Raw genomic sequence first — 20,987 nt, 5'->3', positions numbered from 1 at the left:
TTCTTTAGAGCACCGCTTTAGAGCACCGCCGCGCGGAAGGCGCGGACGCTGCCGTAGTTGGTGCGCGCAGTGACCTTGAGGCGATCGGCGGCGCCGTCGTCGTTCTGGGGTTCGGGCACGGCCACGTCGAGTTCGTTGCGGACGGCGCCGTTCTTGGCATCCAGATCGAGCCAGGTGACAGTGCCCTGGCGGATACCGACCTCGATGTCGCCGTAGCTGGCCTCAAGCCGGGCGGTGCCGCTGACCGCGTCGCTGACCCGGATTTTGCCGTGCGCGGCGCGGGCTTCGAGGCCGCCCATCACGGTGCGGACGTCGATGTTTCCGTATCCACTGGCCACGGCGAGCTGCCCCATGACCAGTCCGATGGCGACGTTTCCATGTGAGGACTTAACCGTCGCGTTGCCGTACACCTCACCCACGTGCAGGCTAGTCCCGGTGAGCCCGCTGGTGCCGCTGACCCGTTCGAGGCTGACCTCACCGTGGGCTGACTTGGCGTTCAGTTCGGCGACATCACCGGCGGTAATGTCGCCGTAGGCAGTGGTGAGCGAGGACGGTCCAATCGGCCCGCGGACGCGGATGCTGCCGTAGGACGATTTCACTTCGAGGCGGGATCGCTTGGGGAGGCGGACATGCACGTCGATCGACCAGCCTTTGTTGACCCATGTGCTGAGCACGTTCTCGCGCTTCTGGGTGATCGTGAGCCGGCCACCGGCGAAGTCGACGGCGGTATTCTCGGCCGCGCGGACGTCGGCAGGGCGGTCCGCCCGGGTGGGCGTGACATCGACCGTGACCTCGTCGACGTCGTCGGCGGTGACCACCAACTCGCCCATCACAAGGTTGATTGTGGCGTCGATGGCGCCGGAGGCAGCGTAGGTGTACTGCATGAGAGCTCCTTACCGGACCCAGCCGGTGAATCGGGTGCCGCTGTTGGTGGGCGGCATCGGGGCGATGGTGGTCTGATCAGCGAGAGCGATCGCGACCGCTCTCACCAGCCAGGTGTTGACGGAGAGACCTTCACGAGCCGCGGCAGCTTCGGCTTTGGCTTTGAGGTTCTCCGGAAGGCGCAGGGTGGTGCGGGTGGCCCGGCCGTCGACGGTGTAGTCCGGGGACGACGCCGGTTCCTGCGCAGCGGGGGGCTCCGTGGTGTCATGTGACATCGGTGGTGTCACCACGAATTCCGGGTCCCGCCCACGCAGCCGAACGTCAACCGAGCCGGGCGCAAGCTCGGCCGTGATCTCACCGGCCGCCTCGGACAAGACCTCGAAAATGACCATGCGTAGGGATGCGTCGAGCGAGCGCGTCAGCCTGCGGGCGATCTCGCTCGCCTGCTCGCCGCCGAGTTCGGTCGCCTCGACCAGCTGGTCCTGAAGTTCTTGTACGTGCCGCGAAATATCCACGGCATCAGTGTGACACCACGCTGGTGTCATATGCAACCCCTGATCGCCTCCGCGTCACCTGATCCGCGCTCGCGGCGGCGTCCGCTGCGCGGAGTCTGCACCCCTCTGGCTTCGACACAGGCCGCGACACGGCCAGGTCCCTTAGATGCAAAGCTGGCTTTGCACTATTCACTCGGTGTATAGATTGACGCGTGAACAACTCACTCACCCTGCTGGGCCTCCTGAGCCGCGAGCCGAGCTACGGCTACGACCTCAAGCACTCCTATGACCGCTACTTCGGAGCCGGAAAGGCTTTGGCCTTCGGGCAGGTGTATTCCACCCTGGCCCGCATGGTCCGGGACGAGCTGATCCGGGCCCTGGGTGAGGAGACCGGCGGCGGTCCGGACCGCAAGAAGTACGAAATCACCGTTGCAGGACAGGACAGGGTGCGCGAGTGGCTGTTCACTCCCGACGTTCCCTCCGAGTCCCTGCAAAGCGAGCTCTTTGCCAAGACGGTGATCGCCTTGTTGCTCGACGACGACGCCGACCGGCTGCTCGATGTGCAGCGCGGTGAACACATGGCCCGGATGCGGGAACTGACCAGGCTGAAGAAGGACGCGGACCTGCTCCGGGTCTTGATGTGCGACCACGGCCTGTTCCACATCGAAGCCGATCTGCGCTGGATCGACCTCACCAGCGCCCGCCTGACCCAACTCAAGAAGGAGCTCCAGAGCGCATGAGCACCCATGCCACCGCTGCACCCATCCTTAGTGCCCGCGGCCTGCACCACTCCTTCGGACAGACCGAGGCATTGCGGGGCGTCGACCTCGACGTCCACGCAGGGGAAGTATTAGCCGTCATGGGCCCGTCCGGATCCGGCAAGTCCACGCTGCTGCACTGTCTGGCCGGAGTTCTTGTCCCAGACGGCGGATCGGTGACCTACCGTCCCGCCGGGCGGTCTCCGATGGAGACCAGTGCCCTCGGGGAGCCGGAACGTGGCCGGCTGCGGCTGACCGATTTCGGGTTCGTCTTTCAGTTCGGCCAGCTGCTGCCGGAGCTCACGGCCGCGGATAACGTCAGCATCCCGCTCCTGCTGGCCGGTACTCGGCGGCCCGAGGCGCTGCGTCGGTCCACAAATCTGCTGGAACGCCTTGGTCTGGACGGGATGGGCGCCAAGCTGCCCGGCGAACTGTCCGGGGGCCAGGCCCAGCGCGTCGCCGTCGCCCGGGCACTGGTGACGTCCCCTGCCGTGTTGTTCGCCGATGAGCCCACGGGTTCGCTGGATTCCCTCGCATCAGAGAACGTCCTGACTCTTATGCTCGAGCTAGTCCGCGAAGCGGGCACCACCGTGGTGATGATCACCCACGACGCGCGCACCGCCGCGTATGCGGACCGGGAAGTCATCGTACGCGACGGTGCAATCGGCGCCGGATACCGGGTGTCCGCATGAGTCTCGGGTTGCTCAAGCTGGCAGTCGTCGGCAGCCGGTCGGCCTACGGCAGGCTCGCCGGCATCGCCGGCGGGGTCGCCATCGGAGTATGCCTGCTGTTGTTACTGTGGGGCGGCGCCAACGGTCTAAGCGCACGCGATGACCGCGGTGCCTGGCTGCGCGAAACCGGGCACCCGTCCGTCGCCGCCTCGCCAACGGAGGATCCGACCACTTCACGACCGGGGACACCGGTGCCGCTGACCCCCGCCACGGTGCTCATGGAAGCCAACCCGGTGGAGGTTTTCCGGGACCAACTGATTAACCGCCGCGACGTCGCGGCCCTGGATTCGGCTACCGTCAGGATCCCCGGGATCGGCAAACCTCCGAAACCGGGCCATTACTATGCATCCCCGGCGCTGCAGCGTCTGATCGAATCAACACCGAGCGATGAGCTTGGCGACCGTTTCGGGACGTTTGCCGGCACGATGGACGATGCCGCCTTGCCCGGACCGGACTCCCTGATCGTCGTCACGGGCGCAACGGAAGCCGAACTCCGCCGGAACGGAAGGGCTTTCCTGGTGTCAGGCTTCACCAGCGACCCCTACGGTGGCAGCGCGGCCGCCTACAACACGGTGCTGTCCATCGGGGCCATCGCGGTGTTCTTCCCGGTACTGCTGCTGATCAGCATTGTCACCGGCCTGGGCGCCGCCCAGCGCCGGGAACGCTTCGCGACCCTGCGCCTCATCGGCGCATCCCCACAGGTTGTCTCCCGGATCGCCGCCGTCGAAACCGCCGTCCCCAGCCTGATCGGGGCAGTGCTTGGCATCGTGCTGGCCCTCGTGCTGAGGCCTGCCGCCGCGCAGATCCCGGTTAACGGCACCAGGATGTTCGCCGCCGATCTGACCACCGGATGGTGGGCCGCCGCCGTCGTCGTCGCCGTGGTGGTCGCGGCCTCGGCACTCGTGGCGGCGCACCGCACGACCCGTGCCGGCATTGGTCCCCTGGGGGTGACGAGGGCCGTGCACGAAAAAGCGCCCACCATGTGGCGGATCGTTCCCTTGCTCGCAGGCCTGGCCGCCATGATCACGGCTGTACTTATGATCCGGGTTTTGGAGGTGCGGGTGCCGTGGCTGGAATCACCGCTCCTTATCCTCGGCTTTCTGCTGATCGTCGTCGGCATCGTGGTCATCGGCCCGTGGCTGACCCGCCTGGTGAGCCGGATGGCGCTGCGCCAGGCGCGGAGCGCGGCGGCAGTTATTGCCGCCAGCCGCATCCAAAAAACGCCCGGGGCGACCTTCCGTTCCGTATCGGGGCTTGTGATCGCCGTGTTCGTCGTCTCCGTCTTCGCCGGGGCATCCAGCATCATCGAGTCCACTGAGGCGCCTCCGGCCCGGCCCGGCCTGCTCCAGCCCACCAGCCTCCACGCCACCGTGAGCGCCGGACACACCCCGGCCCAGGCCGCGGAGACCGCGCGCCAAGCCAGCAAATTGCCGGGGATCCGGAGCGCCACCGTCGGCTACGGCCCGGCAGTCCTCTCTGAAAGGGACGCCGGCCCTGAAATCTACCTTCGCGCCGCGGACGCTCCCGGCCTCGGATTTGAGGACATCCCGGCAACAGGGACCGTCGCCGTCGATACATCGTTCCTCCACTACTGGACAGCGCAGCCACTTACACTGACCCCGGCTCCCGCCGCTCAACTGGACGGAATGGTACCGGTCGTGATCGTGCTCGGCACCGACGGGACCCCCGAGGCCATGGACCGCGCCCGGACAGCGTTAGACGGTTCAGGCCTCACGGCCATCCCGGCCACCTCACCGGTGGACTTCAAGCTGCAGTCCACCGGCCGCCTGATTCAGGGTCTGGCCGTGCTCGCCTACCTGGGCATGTTCGTCGCGATCGCCATCGCCGGACTGTCCCTGGCCGTCGCCACCGCCGCCGCCGTTCTGGACCGGAAGAGAGTCCTCGGCCTGATGCGGCTGATGGGGATGCCGGTTTCCGTCCTGCGCCGCATCATCACCCGCGAAGCAGCAGTCCCGCTCCTGACCGTGCTGCTACTCTCGGTCGGCCTCGGGTTCGTCGTGGCCTGGCTGATGGTGACATTCATCAACGACACCTATCGGGTGACCTGGCCGGCGCCCGCCTACTTTATAGCTCTGGGCCTCAGCCTGCTCCTGGCCCTCGGCGCGGTCACCGCGACGTTCAGTCTCATCCGGGGCAATACGGCAATGACGGCTACCCGCTTCGAATGAACGGCTGGCCATGAACAGTTGGCCTTCGATGCCAGAAGGCAGGTGGTCAGACGAGCACCGGACGTCCCTGCGGAGGAGCGCCATCCAGCCGCTGAAGTTGGCGTCATGCAAGCGGCGGACGAGCAGTGCCACTCCGGTGACGAGGGTCACCACTAGCCAGGCCGCCGTGAGGATCAGGGTGATGATCACTCCGAGGCTGGTCTCGCCGGTGCCTTTGGGGCTGGTAAGCGTAAGGACGGCGCAAAACAGGGTGTTGACGATGCCGTCGACGATCGCCCACCACGAGTATTCGCTGCGGCTGGCCCGTCCCGAGAACGTGGTGAATTTCTTGAAGAACCGAATGACGGCGTCCGGGGCGGACGCGCCGTAGAGTGGCGCCGAGAGCGGCACGCCGGCCGGCCGGCCGGGCATGTTGCTGTTGCGGTGTGTAGGTCATGAAATTCTCCCCGTGTGTTCGGGTGAGGTCTGTGGTAGGTCAGTTCGCGCCCAAGTGGAGTGGCCGGCTTCGCTGTACGGAGTGATTTCACGATGAGCACCGCAGCGACATTGCCGGCGGAATGACGCGGCCGGACAGAAGTCCATGATTCCCCCAAATGATGCCCCCCACAGGCGCCGCCAGTCATCGTAACGGGGTATATCCATCAACGGCAGTAAACGGTCCCAGGTGAAGCCCGTCCCGGCACCTAGGGGTGTAGTTTGGGTGGATCATGACGAGCCCCGAGGCCCCGGACGTCCCCAAACCTTCCCGGCAGACCGCTGGCCGGACCGGTTGGGCCTGTTGACCATCTTCTCTACACGGCCTACGAACTGTTCTGCCACCGCGGGATCCGTCACGTCGGGATCAACGAACTTATTGCCGAGGTTCGGGGTCGCGGCGCTACGCCGGACGAACAGCTGCTGGCCGTCTTTGACCTCTTCGGTGTCTGGTTCGGCAGAGGCGATTTCGAGTCCAACACCTTCATCAATGTCCTGCTGGAGATGGGCCCAGAGCATTCCCTGGGCAGGGCATGGATCGGCTACCTCGCCAGGATCCGGGAACACATCCGGCTCCTGGCTGAAGAAGCCGGGCTTGAGCGCGCCGGCAACACCCCAAAAAGCGCGCGCATACTGATTTGCGGATCAGAACGCCCAAAATATCCGCAAATGGGGGATCATGGACCTATGCCGAAAATTCGCGTGTCAGAAGCAGCACGATTTCTTGGGGTCAGTGACGATACCGTCCGGCGCTGGACTGAGAACGGGACACTGACCCCGGTCAAGGACGAGTCCGGCCGGCTGGCCGTGGACGGGCTGGAACTCGCCCATGTCGCCCGCGACCAGGCCCAGCTGCCCGAGGACCCCACCAGGGTGGGCAGATCGGCCCGCAACCGGTTCGTCGGGCTCGTCACGGGCATCACCACGGACAAGGTCATGGCACAGGTGGAACTGCAGTGCGGGCCTTTCCGCGTCGTGTCCCTGATGAGCAGCGAAGCCGTCCGGGAACTGGGCCTGGAGCTCGGATCCGTTGCGACAGCCGTGGTCAAAGCCACCACCGTCATCATCGAAACCCCCCAAGGAAAGAGCCTCATATGAGCCTCGCCCGCAAGCACGTCACTGCGCTGCTGGTTGCCGGCGCCCTGACCGCCGCCTTGCCCGGCTGCGCCTCCGGCACGCCGGGCGCACCCGGAACCTCCTCCGCCGCCAGCGCGGGGGACGGCGAGACCCCCAAACTCTCCGGAACGGTGACCGTGTTCGCCGCAGCCTCCCTGAAGGCGACTTTCACCCAGCTGGCCAGCGACTTCGAGGCTAAGAATCCCAGCACGAAAGTTACGCTGAACTTCGCAGGCTCCTCGGACCTGGTCACACAGATCACCCAGGGTGCACCGGCCGACGTCTTCGCCTCGGCCGACACCAAGAACATGGCCAAGCTCACCAACGGGAAGCTGATCGACGGCGACCCGGTCAACTTCGCCACAAACGTCCTGGAGATTGCGGTGCCGCCGTCCAACCCGGCGTCCATCAGCGCTTTCGCCGACCTGGCTGAACCGGGCGTGAAGGTCGTCGTCTGCGCACCGCAGGTTCCCTGCGGCGCAGCGACCGACACTGTGGAAAAAGCCACCGGCACCACTCTGACGCCGGTCAGTGAGGAATCATCCGTCACCGATGTCCTCGGCAAGGTCACCTCGGGTGAGGCGGACGCCGGCCTCGTCTACGTCACTGACGTCAAGACCGCCGGCGACAAGGTCAAGGGCATCCCCTTCGCCGAGTCGGACAAAGCCGTGAACACCTACCCGATCGCAACGATTGGGACCAGCAAAAACAAGGAACTGGCCAAGGCTTTCATCACCGCGGTCACGGGCGGCGAGGGCAAGAAGGTCCTGACCGATGCCGGATTCGGCACCCCCTAAGCGCCGCATGAACAAACGCAGCGGCACCGGATACACTGGCATCCCGCCATGGATTTACGCCATCGCGGCGGCGGGAGCACTCTTCGTCCTGCTGCCGCTGGTGGCCATCGTGGCCAAGGTCAACTGGCCGCAGTTCATCCCGCTGGTCACCTCCGAATCCTCACTCACCGCACTGGGCCTGAGCCTGCGCACCTCGGCAGCAAGCACGGCATCCTGCATCGTCCTCGGCGTGCCCCTGGCACTCGTCCTGGCCCGGAGCCCGTTCCCTGGCCAGCGGCTCCTCCGCGCCTTCGTCCTGCTGCCCCTGGTCCTGCCGCCAGTGGTTGGAGGCATCGCCCTGCTCTACACCTTCGGACGCCAGGGCCTCCTCGGCCGGAACCTGGAACTGGCCGGAATCCAAATCGCGTTCTCCACCACCGCCGTCGTCCTCGCCCAGACCTTCGTCGCCCTGCCGTTCCTGGTGGTCAGCCTCGAAGGCGCCCTGCGCACCGCCGGCAACAAATACGAGGCAATTGCCGCCACCCTCGGGGCACGCCCTAGCACCGTCCTGCGCCGCGTCACCCTCCCGCTCGTCCTGCCCGGTCTCGCCTCCGGCGCAGTCCTGTCCTTCGCACGCAGCCTGGGCGAATTCGGAGCCACCCTTACCTTCGCCGGCAGCCTGCAAGGCGTGACCCGCACCCTCCCGCTGGAGATCTACCTGCAACGCGAAACCGACGCCGACGCCGCCGTCGCGCTCTCCCTCGTCCTGGTGGCCGTGGCCGTGGCCGTCGTCGGGCTCTCCTACCGGCGCCCCCAAACCGGCGCGGCACCACTAGGGGCACCGCAATGACCTTCCACCTGCACGCCACCCTCGCAGCGCGGGGCTTCGAAGTCTCCCTCACCCTCGGACCGTCCGAGACCATAGCCATCCTCGGGCCCAACGGGGCCGGGAAATCAACACTGCTCGACATCATCTCCGGGCTGCTGCGCCCCGACGCAGGCAAGGCCACGATCGGAGATAAAGTCCTCTTCGACCTGACCGCAGACAGGAACATCTGGACCGCACCGCACACCCGGGGCGCGGCTCTCCTGGCGCAGGAGGCACTCCTCTTCCCGCACCTGAGCGCACTGGACAACGTCGCGTTCGGCCCCCGCAGCGCCGGGGCCTCCAGAGCCGAAGCCCGCGAAAAAGCAACTCACTGGCTCACCGAAACCGGTGCGCAATCCCTCGCCTCACGCCGGCCCGGACAGCTCTCCGGCGGACAGGCCCAGCGCGTGGCCGTCGCGCGTGCCCTTGCCGCCGACCCCGAGCTGCTGCTCCTCGACGAGCCGATGGCAGCCCTCGACATCCACGCGGCCCCACTGCTCCGCCGGCTCCTCAAACGCGTCCTCGCCAACCGCAGGGCCATCATCATCACGCACGACATCCTTGACGCCCTCATGCTGGCAGACAGGGTGATTGTGCTCGAGGGCGGCAGGATCACCGAAGAGGGCCCCACCCGCGAAGTCCTGGAAAAACCGCGCAGCCGGTTCGCCGCAGGCCTCGCCGGACTGAATCTCATGACCGGCACCGTCACCCTCGCCGGCATCACCACCGCCCAAGGGCAGGTGGTCGCGGGCCACCACGACGACACCGCCGTCCACGGGCAGGACGGCGTGGCGGTCTTTCCCCCCTCGGCAGTATCGGTGTTCCTCAGCGAAGAGCACGGCAGCCCGCGGAACTCCTTCCCGGTGACCATCACGGACCTGGAGCCGCACGGCGATCAGATCCGTGTCCGCGCCGGAGGCCTCTCAGCCGACATCACCCCGGCCGCGTCAGCTGACCTCGGCCTGGCACCAGGGATGACCGTCCACTTCGTTATCAAGGCCACCGCCATCGCCATCCACCCGGCGTAGACCGCGGAAGCCGGTGATGACGGGATCTGCTTGGCGAAGACAGGAAACACCTCCCGCATTGGGCTTGAACGTCTGCCCTCCGATACCTCCCCCAAGGGGCTCCGCCCGCCGCAGCAGGACATCAACGTCCTCATCGGACAAGCCCGTCAGGAAGCCTTGGGCAACACGATGGCGAGTAACTCGCTCGAGAAGATTCATACGCGACGCTACCTCAGCGCTCCGTTCATGACCTTCCCGGTCGATGCCGGCCTGCCGGCCGGAACCGGCCCCGCGGATTAGGTGAGGATGACGAGTTGCTCGAGTCCTTTCGACAGCTCCGGGGTCAGCATCCTGGCGCGGGCCGTCGCCCGGAGCAGGCCGTGTCCGATGTTGCCCGTGCTGATGACGCAGGCGATCCCGTCGGCATGGGCGGCGAGCCAGGTGTCGAGGACCGGGCCCAGCTCCGACGTGGATCCGTGGACGACGGGGAGGCCAAACCGAAGCGCCGCAGGGCGCGCGGACGGGCGGTGAGCCGGCGGATCTCCACGTCCCGCTCCAGCGCCTCCTGGCCGAAGCGGGCGGGCGCCTTGCGCGTGGCATCGAGACGGTCGGAGAGATCGGCGATCGTCTGCTCGAGGCTCTCCGCGATTTCCGCGAAGTGCTGCTCATCGCCGGCGATCAGCGTCGGGTCGGACTTGGGCGTGAGGTGGTCGGGAAGGTTGAACGCGCGGGTAGTCAGGGGCACGTCGTCAGCTCCTTTTTGAAGGTGCGCCGAACGGGCCGGTGAGCGCTTCGCGGTGCGGGCGCGGCGGGTTTCCTCTTGGTTTCGCTGATGGCCGCTCCAATCCGTTGCTCCGGCTTCGGCTCTCAATTCTGCGGCCCAACCCGGGGCTTGCGGCAAGCCCCCCGGTGCCTTATAGATTGGAAGTAGAGAGGAATGTGCTGGCACCGTTCTCCCTTTCCCGGAAGGTTCTCAAATGGCTGCGGCTCGCGTCGCCGGATCGCCCAACCGGGCGGGCGCGCTGTTGGGCATTGCCGCACTGGCGGCCAGTGCGCTCCTCGGCGGCTGCACCGGCGAACCGGAGCCGGCGCCGTTCCAGCCCACCCCGCCAGCGACGACGGCCCCGCCGCCAGCGACGGCGACAGCGCCGGCGTCGTCCTCCCTTCGCGAGCTCCAGGCGATGCTTGAGCTGTACAGCGAGGAAATGCTCCAGGAGGGTGCATCGGCCGTTCTGATCCAGGCGAAAGCCGGACACGAGGAGTGGTCGCACGCGGCAGGCGTCAGGAGCCGCGGGGGCGACCCCGTCCAACTGAGTGATCCCATGCAGGTGGGCGGCATTACCCAGACCATGGTGGCGGTGTCCGTGCTGAAGCTCGTGGACGAGGGCCGGCTGGCGCTTGACGACCACATAACCACGTATCTGCCGGAGCTGGCGGGACTCGTGCGCCCGCCCGGGCCCGTTTCAGTGCGCCAACTCCTGGGCCACACCTCCGGCATCCCCGACTTCTACGCTCTCCTGCTGGAGTCCGCTCCGCCCCGGCAAGTCCTGACCACCCCGGTCAGCCCCGGGCAGAGCCTCGCGCTCGCCGGGACGGTTCCCTGGCAGCTGCGCGGGCCGCTGGAGTTCAGCTATTCCCGCTCGGACTATGTGGCCCTGGGGCTATTGGTGGAGCGACTCCGGGATGCGCCGCTCGCTGACGTCCTGCGGGCCGACATCGTGGAGCCCCTGGGTCTGCATTCCACGACGATGACTGGCGACGGCCCTGCCCCGGCCGGTTTGGTCCACGGCTACGCGCTGGTCGATGGCGGATTTGTGGACGTCGCTTACTCCGCCCTGCAGAGCGGATCCGCCTCCGGGGGCATGATTTCCACGGTCGAAGATATCAACACTTTCTATGCCGCGCTGCTCCGGGGCGAACTGCTGTCCGCGGAGAGCATCATGGCCATGAAAGGCCGCGCTGACACCCATTACGGCCTTGGCTTGGACCAATGGAACGACAGGTGCACCAACGGCTTCTACTACGGCCATTCCGGCGATGTTCCAGGCTATGGGACTATCGCGATCAGCAGTGCCGACGGCAACCGTCAGCTCGCGGTTTCGGTCGCCTACCCGCCGTCACCCCTGAGCGCACGGTCCCACGCCATCGCGCTGGAAATAACGGGACTTGCGCAGGTTGCGCTGAACGCGAGCTGCCGTCTCCAGATTCGGTGGGCCCGTACGGGTGAATAGATGATCTTCCTAGGCAACCGTCGTCCGTCCGTCCCGTCGCCCGAGGCGAACGCCCCGGTCTCTGCGCGCTCACGCCGTTCATGAGGGTTTCTTCATGACCGTTTCATCCGTCCCTCATGGTTGTGGTTCAAGCTGAAGCCACGAGACGTGAGCCGGACATAGCGTGCTGGAGTTGATACATGGACTGGACCTCTCCCGTCCCATTGACCGCCGACGACGATACCGGCACAACCTGGCACGTCCGCCGGGCCTGGCCCGGCAAGAGGCCGGGAGACTACGTCCTGGAGGTCTCTGCACCAGGACGCCCCGGAGTCCGGGGAGCCCGTCTCCGCCAGGGACGCTTCAAACTCATCCCGCCGGACGATCCCAGGCTGCCCGCCTTGCGGGCGGAAGCGGAACAGGGGGAACTTATCGCCTATCGGCCCTACGACCGGGCGGTCGTCAAGGGGGAGGGCCGCTATACCAAAATCTTCCGGCCCGGCCGCGCCGCCGTGGCCGCCGAGCGCAGCGCCCAACTGAACGTCGTGCTGGACCAGGGGACTTTCACGACCCCCGGAATCCTTTCTCGGAGATCCCAGGACGTCATCGATTTCAGCGCCATCCCGGGACCGACGCTGTACGAGGTCCACTCGCTGACGAGCGATGAATCATTCGCCAGAGCGTGGGAGAAATGGTCGCGCGCCTGGGCCGCCCAGGTGAGCAGCCCCAACGGCCCCGCCGCACAAGACGTCCTCAACAGCCTTCCGCTCCATTCAGCAGAACGGGAATCCGGGAAGGTGTGGCGGCTGGTGAACCTCTGGCTGCAGCACAATGAGGGCGTCCCGGAACTGGAAACTCCAGGCGATGCCTTGCGCGCCGCCGCACAGCAAGTGACCACGGACCTGCTTCGGACCGAGCCGGATCCGTTGGTGTGGGCCCACGGAGGACTCCACGACAAGCAGATCATTTCAACCGACGGCACATCCCCGCTCGGACTGCTGGACTTCGACGCTACGGCTCGGGCCGAGGCCGCCCTCGATCTGGCCAGCATGGACGTCTATCTTGAGCTTCGCCTGAGGAAGAACCACATTACGCCGGCACGTTACCTCACGGCACACACCCAGGTGCTATGCGCCGCAGAAGAACTGCACGTCAGTCCGGCCCGGTTCCAGGCCTACTCGGAAGCCAGATGGCTCCGGCTGGCATACATGCCGCTGCCGGGCCGCTTCTCGATGGCCCTTTCCGTCCTCGCGGAGATGAGGGGGCGGTACAGGACCGGCACGGGATGACGTCAAAGGTCACGCTGGAGCGGCCCGTCCCCGCTCGCGAAGGGCGCGGACCCGGCCGGACATTAAGATCTTCCTCAGGTCGGTGGCGCTTGGCTCTTATCCGCGGCTGCTGAGCCGGATCGTCCGTGCTTGGTGGACGGCGGCCAGGGCGACGGCGCTGGCTGTGAGCCTGACGGCTGCTCGCCGGTGAGCAGCTCCCATCTGCGAAGCTGTTCAGCATGACGGTCACCTGGGAATGGCGCGGAGCGATTCGGAACGACGAAATCAATCAGCTGCACGCGGAAGGCTTCAATCATGGTCTTTCCGGCGACGATTGGACGGACCTGCTCTCGCGCCTCAGCCTGGGATGCGTCGCTGTCGCAACGGAGGAAGCCAGGAAAGCCGGCTGCGAATGGCTCCATGTTGACTTAGACGATCACCTCAAGAGCTTCTATTTCGACGTATGCGGATTCAGTCCCACCAACGCCGGACTGATCCAACTGCGCGGTTTGTAGCCGTCGCCGCCACATGAACGACGGGTTCAACCGAACTCTCGGTGAATCCACCTGAATCATCCTCTGCCAGGCGAGCCTATCCCAGCCACCCCCGGGCGTGCCCCGGCAGTTGCTGGCGCGGGCTGCTGAAGTCGGCATGTGCCAGCGACGCTTAGCCCCATACGGAGAGGCGTACCCGGCCAACTAGGTTGTATTACAAACTAGTACAACGGCTCAAATTGCTGAGGGCAGGCTGGCAGGCCTTCGCTGGCCACGCGACGTCGGTTATTTCGGGAAGAAGATGGGGCTATGACTGAATCTCGCTATGAAGAATATTCTGAAGAGCTACGGGAAGCGCTCGAAATTCGAGATGTTCCAGTGCACGCCGCAGACCGGATAGTGCGTGAGGTCGAGAGCCACTTGTTGGAGTCCGGCGAGGATCCGGTCGTCTCGTTTGGGCGCCCGGGGGAGTATGCGGACCAGTTTGCGCCGGGATCCCGAAGGGTCTGGTTTTGGGCCTTGATCGTCTCATCAGTGGTCCTGGCCGGCGGAGGAGCATATGTCCTGATTTCAGGTGTATTTGGTGTGCTGTCGCCCTCGCCCACATTGTGGGACCTGACTCCCTGGGCCCGCATCACCCTCGGAGCGCTCGGGATCGCCGGCTTCTGCGCGCTCATCCTCGCGGCAGCCGCCCGGTCCAGGCGCCGCTCTTCCTCATGGCGAATCAAAACGGACTAGATCGGCCCTTGCGGATCGGCCGGATGCTCGATCGTGACGGTGCCGGCGTCGCCGTCGACGCGGATCAGCTGGCCGCTGGTAAGCCGCTGGGTGGCCACACCGGTGCCGAGCACGGCCGGGATGCCGTACTCGCGGGCCACGATGGAGCTGTGGCTCAACGGGCCGCCGACGTCGGTGACCACAGCAGAAGCCATCGCGAACAGCGAGGTCCAAGCGGGAGTGGTGATGCGGGCGACCAGGACGTCTCCTGGCACCATCCGGGCGAAATCCTGCGGCCCGCCCAGGACGCGGGCTGGAGCACTCACCCGGCCCGAGCTGGCACCTGCGCCTTTGATGACGTCGCCGGGCTGATCCTGTGAACCTGCCGGCATCATGGACCCGAACACCCGCTCCATCCACCGGCTCTCCGGGAGCAGTTGCGGGGCGGCAGCCTTGGCCTGGCCCCGCCACAGCATCTTGCGTTCCTCGACGGCGGCAGCGCGGACTGGCCGGTCCGCTCCGGTAATTGCCGGTGCCGCCGCTGCGCCCGGCGCGGCGAGGCCGAACTCGGCGGCGCTTCGCAGCTCCTGGCTGCGCAGCCAGAACACGTCGGCCGGCTCGGCGATGACAGCGGAGTCAACCAGCCGTTGGCCGAGTTCGAGCAGCATCCGCCGCAGCAGCGGCCACGCCAGGCCGACGTCGGCCAGCGCATCCTCGCGGATCGGGGCGGCGCTCTGTGCCCACCGCAGCAGCCGGAGGAACGCAGCCCGGCGCTTCGGCCCGAGCCGGGTGACCATCCGGCTGGTCTGATCCTCCCGGCGGGTGGCCGACAGACGCTGGCGCTCGTGCGGGTCATTGCCCTGTCCCCTCAGGTAGAACTTGACCGTCTCCAACAGCGCCGAGGGATCGTCGGACGGCACCGGGCAGACAAAATCCAGATTGTAGACCGCATGGCCGAACCGGCCGAGGTGGGCCTGGAAGCGGGGATGCCACTGCTGCCACAGTGCCGGGTCGACACCGGCCGGCGGGAATCCCGTGCGCTGGGACTCAACCAGGACGGCCGCCGGTTCATCGAGGATCGTCGCGGCCAGCCCGGGAACGCCGCGGGCCCACGCTGCGAGGTCGTACAACGACTTCTCCGCCCGGATGGGCTCGCTGTCATACCCAAGGAGGAACGTCAGGGCGGGGGGATCCCCATCGCGCCGAACCATCTTGTTGTAATACGTCCGGAAGGAGATTTCGCTGGTCGCGGCAATCGGAATGATTGACTGCACGGCGGTGTAGTAGACGGTGCAGGCATCCAGCAACGCCTGCACACCCGAGAGCAGTTCCTCTCCGGATAGCTCCCCAACGGGCTTCGCCGACCATTCCCGGATCACGCGCTCGTAGCGGGGGTGCGAGACCTCCCGCCAGCCGGCCAGCCCCATGTGCGCCTTGCCGCGGACCAGCGCGCGTACTGCGGTCAGCGACCTGCCCATCAAACGCCACATTCCCGAGGTCCGGTAATAGTAGTAGGCGTAGCCGTTGATGGTGGGCAGTCCCACGTCGTCCTCCCGGATGACGTTCTTGCCGACGGCCTCGGCCATCAAGGCCCGCAGTGACCGGGACACCGAGCCGTCCACCAGATCGGCGAACAGCGGCGAGAGCGGGTCGGGCAACTGTTCCACGATGCTCGCCCGGAAGTAGAGCCCCTTGGGGTAGGGCACCGGCCAGGTATCCGGGGTGTCAGCCGCCGGTTCAGGCAGCGCGGTGATGGGCCGGGATTGCAGGATGAAGTACGCGTCACCGGCCCGTGCCCACTCGATGTCCTGCGGCGGCCCGAAATGGTCCGTGATCCGCGTTCCAAGACCGGCCAGCTCCGCCGCCGCCCGGTCGTCCAGGACGGACTGACGACGGCGGTCCGCCGGCACCGGCTGTTCCCTGGTGCCGTGCTCCGCGTAGACAGTCATGACCTCCTTGTCGGCGGTGCGACGCGACAGCACGCGGCCTGTCAGCGCTTCGACGACGATGTCATCCGTGGTGACCGTGCCGCTGACCACCGATTCGCCCAGGCCCCACGCGGCGCTGATCACGGTCTGGTCGCGGCGCCCGTTTGCCGGATTGGCGGTGAACATGACCCCGGCGGCCTCTGCCTCGACCATCCGCTGGACCACCACCGCGAGGCGCGCCGTGTCCGGTCCGATGCCTTCACGGGCCCGGTAGGCCATGGCACGCGCCGTCCACAGGGAAGCCCAGCAATCGGTCACGGCCGCGGCCAGTGCCTCCGTCCCGAGGATGTTGAGGTACGTTTCCTGTTGCCCGGCGAAGCTGGCTGAGACGAGGTCCTCGGCCGTCGCGGAAGAGCGCACCGCCACGGCGGAATCCCCGTTGCCGAGACGACGGTAAGCGCCGTCGAGTCCGGCAGCGATCGCGGCAGGCATGGTTCCGCCGGTGAAGAGGGCGCGAATCCGCTTCGAGGCATCCTCATAGTCCTGTGGAGCGGCATTCGGTCCCAGTGCGGCCAGCTCCCGGATGCCGGCCTGGAGCTGATTGGAATCCACAAAATCCGCATACGCCGCGGTGTTCAGCACAAACCCCGGTGGGACCGGCAGCCCGGCCCGGACGAGGCCGCCCAGCCCGACGCCTTTGCCGCCTGCTGTGGCGACCTCGCCTGGTCCCACATCGCCGAAGTTGATGACGTAGGTCATGACCGCGCGTCCTTTCCGCCCGGAGCCGGGGCGTCTTCACTGAGCCTGATTCCCCACATACTGGCACTGCCGCAGGCCGGAGACCATAGGCCTTAGCTGTGCCTGCGGTCCTCCGGACGGGGACCGGGATCCCGCATGATTTCTTTGTTTCACGTCATTCAGCTTCAATAACGACATGCCTCCCGTCTGGTCTTTGCGCCAAAGCCTTCCCTCCGACGCTCCATGGATTGCAGAGCCCCGCGCCGAAGTCATGCGTCCCGATCTTGAGCGCCTCGGGCGCTGGGATCCAGTGCGCGTCCGGCAGTGCTTCCTCACCGGCTTTCACCCGGGGCAGGGCGATCACCGGCCTTTCCGGCTCAACGTCCTCCAAGGCAGCCCGGCGCCCCAGACCGACTGACGTGCCCTGCCGGGGAGGTCCCTCGGGCAGATCGGCCCTACCGCCGCCCGGGTGAGAGGCCCATAATCGGGCGTATCAACCCCGAGCAGAATATGGAGGCGGTCGACGTGTCGGTTTATACGCTGGGAATCTGGTTGGTGCATCCGGGCCGTGAGAACGATTTCGTGCAGGCCTGGCGGGATCTGGCCAGAAAGACGAAGGAAGATTTCCCGCACGCCCAGGCCGTGCTGATGCACGACAGGGATGTGCCCAACCGGTTCATCAGCACCGGGCTGTGGGAATCAATCGAACAGATCGAGCAGTGGCGGGCGTCGGCGACCTTCAAACAGGGCGTCGAAGCGATGAAAGACATGCTGGAGCATTACGCCCCCCACACCCTTGACGAGGCGGCCAGTATCGGCAGGGATCCGGACTAGCTCCCCGGCTGCAGCGTGGCCGGCTCCAGGTCTGCCAGTGTCCCCAGCACCGCGGGCAGGAGCACCCCGTTCCGTCCCCAGACGGGATCGAAGACCTCGACATACCAGGAGTCCGCCAGCACGAGGGCCAGGCTTTCGTTGGCTTCCTCGGCCCAGTCGCGGAGCTGGTCGTCGCCGACCGGGCCCTCGCTGCTGCCGAGCACCGTCACCACATCACCGTCGCGCAGGGTCACGGGGATGGACGACTGGTTGGCTTCACCGGGGGCATGGGCCACGGTCACCAGGTCGGTCCGGCCGGACAGCTCCAGGAGCGCGGCCGCTGACTCCACACTGCAAAATCCCGTCACGTATGCGCGCTGGGCATGCCCCTCGGAGAGCACCCCGGGCTGGGATTCCTTGGTGAAGAGCCCGCTGCGGTTCAGCTCCGCGAGCCCGCCGGCGATCGCCCGGGTTTCGTCGTCGAAGCGCGGCGCGAAGGTGCCCGGCTGGTACTCGCTGCGGCCTTCGAGCCACCGCGCGGTGAGCTCGCCGGCCGCCGGAATGGTCCCGGCCTGCCGCCAGATCTCGCGATCAGCCAGGAGCCGGCCGAAGCCGTCCCGTTCGGTGGTGTACCTGTCTTCTGTCATCGGCTCTACGCCTCCCATGCGGCGGTGCTGGCGGAGGTGGTGGCCGCGGTCTTGGGCGCGGTGTCTGCGCCGGTGATCGGGCCGGCGCTGCCCGCGGAGTGCAGCTGCAGGGCCAGGCGCTCGCAGCTCAGGCGCAGGGCCTCGAGCTCGCGCCGGCTGTACTCATCGATGGTGCGGTGGATCAGTTCCGGGAGTTCGCCGGCGTTCTCCTCCACCTCGAATTCGTGCTCCAGCGTCACCTCGGACTGACCCTCGGCCCGGCGGATCGCCCAGCCGCCGTCGAGCCGCAGCCGCGGGGATTCCAGCCCCAGCTCACGGAACTCGGCGCGGAGTTCGGCGGCATCAAGAATCCGGTGGCAGTGGCTCCAGCTCAGGGAGCCGTTGACCACCACGGAGGTCCGGAGCTCATGGCTGGCCTCGTCGCCGCTGACACGCTCGGAGTACACCGTGAGCCCGTCCAGGTGCGGCCAGTGGGACGAGTCCCGCAGCATGCGGAAAACGAGGTCGCCTGGGGCGTCAATGCTCAGCCGGTGAGTTGTCCGGCGCGTTGTCTGCGGCAAGTCCACACCTCCTGTAGTCAGCGGGCCTATTAAGCAGGCTAGGCCAGCAGCGCCCCGACGCGCAGAAATACTTCCCGCCGCGTCACGCTGGGAAATGTTGGGTAACACTTGGCCTCCGTGGGTCAGCACCACACTCACATCAGGCGTCATGGCGGCGCTAACCACCACCGCCATGATGACCCGCACGGCCCACTCCGATCCCGGCGCCTCTGCCCCCCAGCAGCGCCGACCCGGCGGCACCGCCGCCGCGGGCTGGCGCGGTTCGTGCTCAAGGAATTTGAGTCGCTGGCCGCCAGGCGCAGGTACCGGACGGTCTACCTGACCACCGGACCCCGCCAGCACAAGGCCAGACACCTCTACCTCAATACCGGCCACGAGCCGCAGTTCGACCTTGCCGCGGATCCGGAAACCATCGGACCGCTGGCCTTCACCGGGGACCTGCGTCCGGCTTCGGGCTAGAGTTCAATTCAGAACGGCATTTCAGGACCGCCGCGTTGTCGCGGCGGAGAGGCACCCGGGAGCAATCAGTGCGGTATGGATCCAAGCCCACCATCCGCGACGTCGCGGAGGCAGCCGGGGTGTCTCTGACCACCGTCTCCTACGTGCTTTCCGGCCGGCTCGGCGGAACCACCCGGATCAGCCAGCCCACCCAGGATCGGGTCCACGACGCCGTCCGCGACCTAGGATACGTCCCCAACCGGGCGGCTCGCGGGATGCGGCGCGGACGGACGGACCTCGTGGCCGTGGCCGTCACCGACCTCGACGATTCCTGGGACCGGACGCTCGCCACCGCCGCGGCAACCATCCTGCCGCGGCACGGCTACCAGCCGGTCATCCTGCCGGGCGGAAGCTGGCGGCAGTTCATGCTCGCCGGCGGGGCCGACGGCGTCATCCTCGGCTCGGTGCCGGCAACCCGCGGCGCCGGCGATCTCGAGACGATGGCGGAACTCACCGCACGCGGGGTGGCCCAGTTGGTCTTCTCGGACACGCTGGAGCCGGACGGTTTCGACGTGCTTTCCCCCGGTGGCGCGCCGGCAGCCCGCGCGGAGCAGGCGGTCGCAACCTTGATCGAGCGCCTGCCCGGCTGAACGCACCCTTCGGCGGTGGTTTCCCGCCGTTAGTTCCCGGGCGCCGGTTCCTAGGCGTCCCGCAGCGGGCGCCGGGCCAGCCACGCGGCGACGATCGCTCCGGAGATGTTGTGCCAGAGCGAGAACACGGCGGACGGCAGCGCGGTCAGCGGGCTGAAGTGTGCCGTGGCCAGCGTCGCGGCCAGGCCCGAGTTCTGCATGCCGACCTCGAAAGCCAGCGCCCGGCGGGCCTTGTCATCCAGGCGCCCCAGCTTGCCTGCCAGGTACCCCAGGCCCAGGCCGAAGCCGTTGTGCAGCACCACGGCCAGGAACACGATCCCGCCGGCGGCGACGATCTTGCTGGCACTGCCGGCCACGACGATCGCCACGATCAGGGAAATCACGACGGCGGAGGCCCACGGCAGGGCCGGAAGCACCTTGGCGACGAGCTTCTTGAGGAACAGGCGGGCCAGCAGGCCGGCGACCACCGGCAACAGGACTGTCTTGACGATGTCCAGGAACATGGCCCCGGCGTCGATCTGCAGGTAGGAGCCGGCCAGGAACAGCACCAGCAGCGGCGTCACCACCGGGGCGATCAGGGTGGACACGGAAGCGACGGCAACTGAGAGGGCAACGTCGCCCTTGGCCAGGAAGGCCATCACGTTGGACGCGGTGCCCGAGGGTGCGCAGCCGACCAGGATCAGGCCCACGGCCAGTTCCGGTGAGAGGTTCAGCGCGACGGCGATCAGCCAGCCGGCCCCTGGCATGATGACATAGTGCGCGACGATGCCGAGGACCACGGCCCAGGGGCGCTTGGCCACGGAGGCGAAGTCGGGTGGCGTCAGGGTCAGGCCCATGCAGAACATGATGATGCCCAGCAGGTACGGCACGCTGGGGCCGAGGGGCTTGAAGGCCCCCGGCAGCAGGTACCCGGCGACGCCGGCCACGATGACGAGTAGCGGGAAGACGGTGACCGCGATCCGGGCGATCTTGGCCTCGGCGGCCAGGGCGGGATTGACCGCGCCGGCGCTGGTCTCTGGAGCGGACTGTGGGGATTTGGTTGCCTCAAGCATCCAAGAATGGTGGCACTGCGGCCGCGATGTGGCCAGTTCGTGACCGCGCCGTGCCGGAATATGTCAGATTTTTGGCCGTGGCATCCTGTGGTTTCCCGCCCGTCCAGCACGGGTCGCGCACGCAGGCCGGGCCCCGCGGCCCCGGCCGTCTACGGCGCCCCGCGGTAGAGTTGAGCC

At 67.0% G+C, this 20,987-nt stretch carries 23 protein-coding genes and 1 pseudogene; 15 read left to right on the top strand and 9 right to left on the bottom strand.

What is annotated here, in order from left to right:
• Window positions 1–17: 17 nt before the first annotated feature.
• Window positions 18–884, bottom strand: a complete 867-nt coding sequence (locus tag ABIB51_RS03540; RefSeq protein ID WP_354185503.1) for a DUF4097 family beta strand repeat-containing protein — start codon at window positions 882–884, stop codon at window positions 18–20.
• A gap of 9 nt (window positions 885–893) precedes the next feature.
• Window positions 894–1,397 (bottom strand): toxin-antitoxin system HicB family antitoxin, encoded by a 504-nt coding sequence (locus ABIB51_RS03535; protein ID WP_354185501.1) that lies wholly within the window; start codon window positions 1,395–1,397, stop codon window positions 894–896.
• A gap of 191 nt (window positions 1,398–1,588) precedes the next feature.
• Here ABIB51_RS03535 and ABIB51_RS03530 point away from each other — a divergent pair, with 191 nt between their 5' ends.
• The 3 genes from ABIB51_RS03530 to ABIB51_RS03520 are packed head-to-tail and all read left to right on the top strand — an operon-like array spanning window position 1,589 to window position 5,054.
• Entirely contained in the window at window positions 1,589–2,116 is a 528-nt protein-coding gene (locus ABIB51_RS03530; protein WP_226774166.1) for a PadR family transcriptional regulator, read from the top strand.
• On the top strand, window positions 2,113–2,826 hold the full coding sequence (locus tag ABIB51_RS03525) for an ABC transporter ATP-binding protein (RefSeq protein ID WP_354185499.1): 714 nt from the start codon (window positions 2,113–2,115) through the stop codon (window positions 2,824–2,826). The genes ABIB51_RS03530 and ABIB51_RS03525 overlap by 4 nt, the downstream gene beginning before the upstream one ends.
• Entirely contained in the window at window positions 2,823–5,054 is a 2,232-nt protein-coding gene (locus ABIB51_RS03520; RefSeq protein ID WP_354185497.1) for an FtsX-like permease family protein, read from the top strand. The genes ABIB51_RS03525 and ABIB51_RS03520 overlap by 4 nt, the downstream gene beginning before the upstream one ends.
• A 132-nt stretch (window positions 5,055–5,186) precedes the next feature.
• Here the strand turns inward: ABIB51_RS03520 and ABIB51_RS23180 are convergent.
• Both ABIB51_RS23180 and ABIB51_RS03510 read right to left on the bottom strand, forming a co-directional pair.
• A pseudogene (locus ABIB51_RS23180) lies at window positions 5,187–5,465 on the bottom strand (DUF805 domain-containing protein); the annotation flags it as partial.
• Between the two features lie 294 nt (window positions 5,466–5,759).
• Window positions 5,760–6,095, bottom strand: a complete 336-nt coding sequence (locus tag ABIB51_RS03510; RefSeq protein ID WP_354185495.1) for a hypothetical protein — start codon at window positions 6,093–6,095, stop codon at window positions 5,760–5,762.
• Between the two features lie 120 nt (window positions 6,096–6,215).
• Between ABIB51_RS03510 and ABIB51_RS03505 the strand changes: the two genes are divergently transcribed.
• Genes ABIB51_RS03505 through ABIB51_RS03485 form a run of 5 tightly spaced genes read left to right on the top strand, consistent with a single transcriptional unit; the run spans window position 6,216 to window position 9,595 of the window.
• On the top strand, window positions 6,216–6,626 hold the full coding sequence (locus ABIB51_RS03505; protein WP_354185493.1) for a TOBE domain-containing protein: 411 nt from the start codon (window positions 6,216–6,218) through the stop codon (window positions 6,624–6,626).
• Window positions 6,623–7,441, top strand: coding sequence for a molybdate ABC transporter substrate-binding protein (gene modA / locus ABIB51_RS03500; protein WP_354185491.1), 819 nt, complete (start codon window positions 6,623–6,625; stop codon window positions 7,439–7,441). The genes ABIB51_RS03505 and modA overlap by 4 nt, the downstream gene beginning before the upstream one ends.
• Before the next feature lie 7 nt (window positions 7,442–7,448).
• Entirely contained in the window at window positions 7,449–8,270 is an 822-nt protein-coding gene (locus tag ABIB51_RS03495) for an ABC transporter permease (protein WP_354185489.1), read from the top strand.
• Window positions 8,267–9,316, top strand: coding sequence for a sulfate/molybdate ABC transporter ATP-binding protein (locus tag ABIB51_RS03490; RefSeq protein ID WP_354185488.1), 1,050 nt, complete (start codon window positions 8,267–8,269; stop codon window positions 9,314–9,316). Before ABIB51_RS03495 ends, ABIB51_RS03490 begins: the two co-directional genes overlap by 4 nt.
• A 30-nt stretch (window positions 9,317–9,346) precedes the next feature.
• Window positions 9,347–9,595: a hypothetical protein gene (locus ABIB51_RS03485; protein WP_354185487.1), complete on the top strand. Its 249-nt coding sequence runs from the start codon at window positions 9,347–9,349 to the stop codon at window positions 9,593–9,595.
• Between the two features lie 43 nt (window positions 9,596–9,638).
• Here ABIB51_RS03485 and ABIB51_RS03480 read toward each other — a convergent pair whose 3' ends face one another.
• A complete protein-coding gene (locus ABIB51_RS03480) occupies window positions 9,639–10,040 on the bottom strand; it encodes a hypothetical protein (RefSeq protein ID WP_354185485.1) in 402 nt (133 codons plus the stop codon).
• 232 nt (window positions 10,041–10,272) lie between these two features.
• Between ABIB51_RS03480 and ABIB51_RS03475 the strand changes: the two genes are divergently transcribed.
• The 4 genes from ABIB51_RS03475 to ABIB51_RS03460 all read left to right on the top strand — a co-directional run bounded on the left by ABIB51_RS03475 (window position 10,273) and on the right by ABIB51_RS03460 (window position 14,005).
• Complete coding sequence (locus ABIB51_RS03475) at window positions 10,273–11,526, top strand: serine hydrolase domain-containing protein (protein ID WP_354185483.1); 1,254 nt, start codon at window positions 10,273–10,275, stop codon at window positions 11,524–11,526.
• A gap of 179 nt (window positions 11,527–11,705) precedes the next feature.
• Window positions 11,706–12,794 (top strand): hypothetical protein, encoded by a 1,089-nt coding sequence (locus ABIB51_RS03470; protein ID WP_354185481.1) that lies wholly within the window; start codon window positions 11,706–11,708, stop codon window positions 12,792–12,794.
• 218 nt (window positions 12,795–13,012) lie between these two features.
• The gene (locus ABIB51_RS03465; protein ID WP_354185479.1) at window positions 13,013–13,288 is read left to right on the top strand and encodes a hypothetical protein; all 276 of its coding nucleotides are present in this window, start codon (window positions 13,013–13,015) and stop codon (window positions 13,286–13,288) included.
• 288 nt (window positions 13,289–13,576) lie between these two features.
• The gene (locus tag ABIB51_RS03460; RefSeq protein ID WP_354185477.1) at window positions 13,577–14,005 is read left to right on the top strand and encodes a hypothetical protein; all 429 of its coding nucleotides are present in this window, start codon (window positions 13,577–13,579) and stop codon (window positions 14,003–14,005) included.
• Here ABIB51_RS03460 and ABIB51_RS03455 read toward each other — a convergent pair.
• A complete protein-coding gene (locus ABIB51_RS03455; RefSeq protein ID WP_354185475.1) occupies window positions 14,002–16,671 on the bottom strand; it encodes a PEP/pyruvate-binding domain-containing protein in 2,670 nt (889 codons plus the stop codon). The two genes, ABIB51_RS03460 and ABIB51_RS03455, sit on opposite strands and share 4 nt — an antisense overlap.
• Before the next feature lie 489 nt (window positions 16,672–17,160).
• Here ABIB51_RS03455 and ABIB51_RS03450 point away from each other — a divergent pair, with 489 nt between their 5' ends.
• Complete coding sequence (locus ABIB51_RS03450; protein ID WP_354185473.1) at window positions 17,161–17,484, top strand: antibiotic biosynthesis monooxygenase family protein; 324 nt, start codon at window positions 17,161–17,163, stop codon at window positions 17,482–17,484.
• Here the strand turns inward: ABIB51_RS03450 and ABIB51_RS03445 are convergent.
• Entirely contained in the window at window positions 17,481–18,110 is a 630-nt protein-coding gene (locus ABIB51_RS03445) for a DUF6919 domain-containing protein (RefSeq protein ID WP_354185471.1), read from the bottom strand. The genes ABIB51_RS03450 and ABIB51_RS03445 overlap by 4 nt on opposite strands.
• Window positions 18,111–18,115: 5 nt before the next feature.
• Window positions 18,116–18,676, bottom strand: coding sequence for an SRPBCC family protein (locus tag ABIB51_RS03440; RefSeq protein WP_502916065.1), 561 nt, complete (start codon window positions 18,674–18,676; stop codon window positions 18,116–18,118).
• Window positions 18,677–18,787: 111 nt separating this feature from the next.
• Here ABIB51_RS03440 and ABIB51_RS03435 point away from each other — a divergent pair, with 111 nt between their 5' ends.
• Together ABIB51_RS03435 and ABIB51_RS03430 are read left to right on the top strand one after the other, a co-directional pair.
• Window positions 18,788–19,129, top strand: a complete 342-nt coding sequence (locus ABIB51_RS03435; protein WP_354185467.1) for a GNAT family N-acetyltransferase — start codon at window positions 18,788–18,790, stop codon at window positions 19,127–19,129.
• 68 nt (window positions 19,130–19,197) lie between these two features.
• Complete coding sequence (locus ABIB51_RS03430) at window positions 19,198–19,758, top strand: LacI family DNA-binding transcriptional regulator (RefSeq protein ID WP_354185465.1); 561 nt, start codon at window positions 19,198–19,200, stop codon at window positions 19,756–19,758.
• A gap of 50 nt (window positions 19,759–19,808) precedes the next feature.
• On the opposite strand, the gene ABIB51_RS03425 is transcribed toward ABIB51_RS03430, so the two are convergent.
• Window positions 19,809–20,810, bottom strand: coding sequence for a bile acid:sodium symporter family protein (locus tag ABIB51_RS03425; protein WP_354185463.1), 1,002 nt, complete (start codon window positions 20,808–20,810; stop codon window positions 19,809–19,811).
• Between the last annotated feature and the right edge of the window lie 177 nt (window positions 20,811–20,987).

Source organism: Arthrobacter sp. UYCu712 (genome assembly GCF_040547005.1).
Classification (GTDB): Bacteria; Actinomycetota; Actinomycetes; order Actinomycetales; family Micrococcaceae; genus Arthrobacter.
Note: the sequence above shows the minus strand (reverse complement) of the source record. Positions and strands in the feature narration are given on the sequence as shown.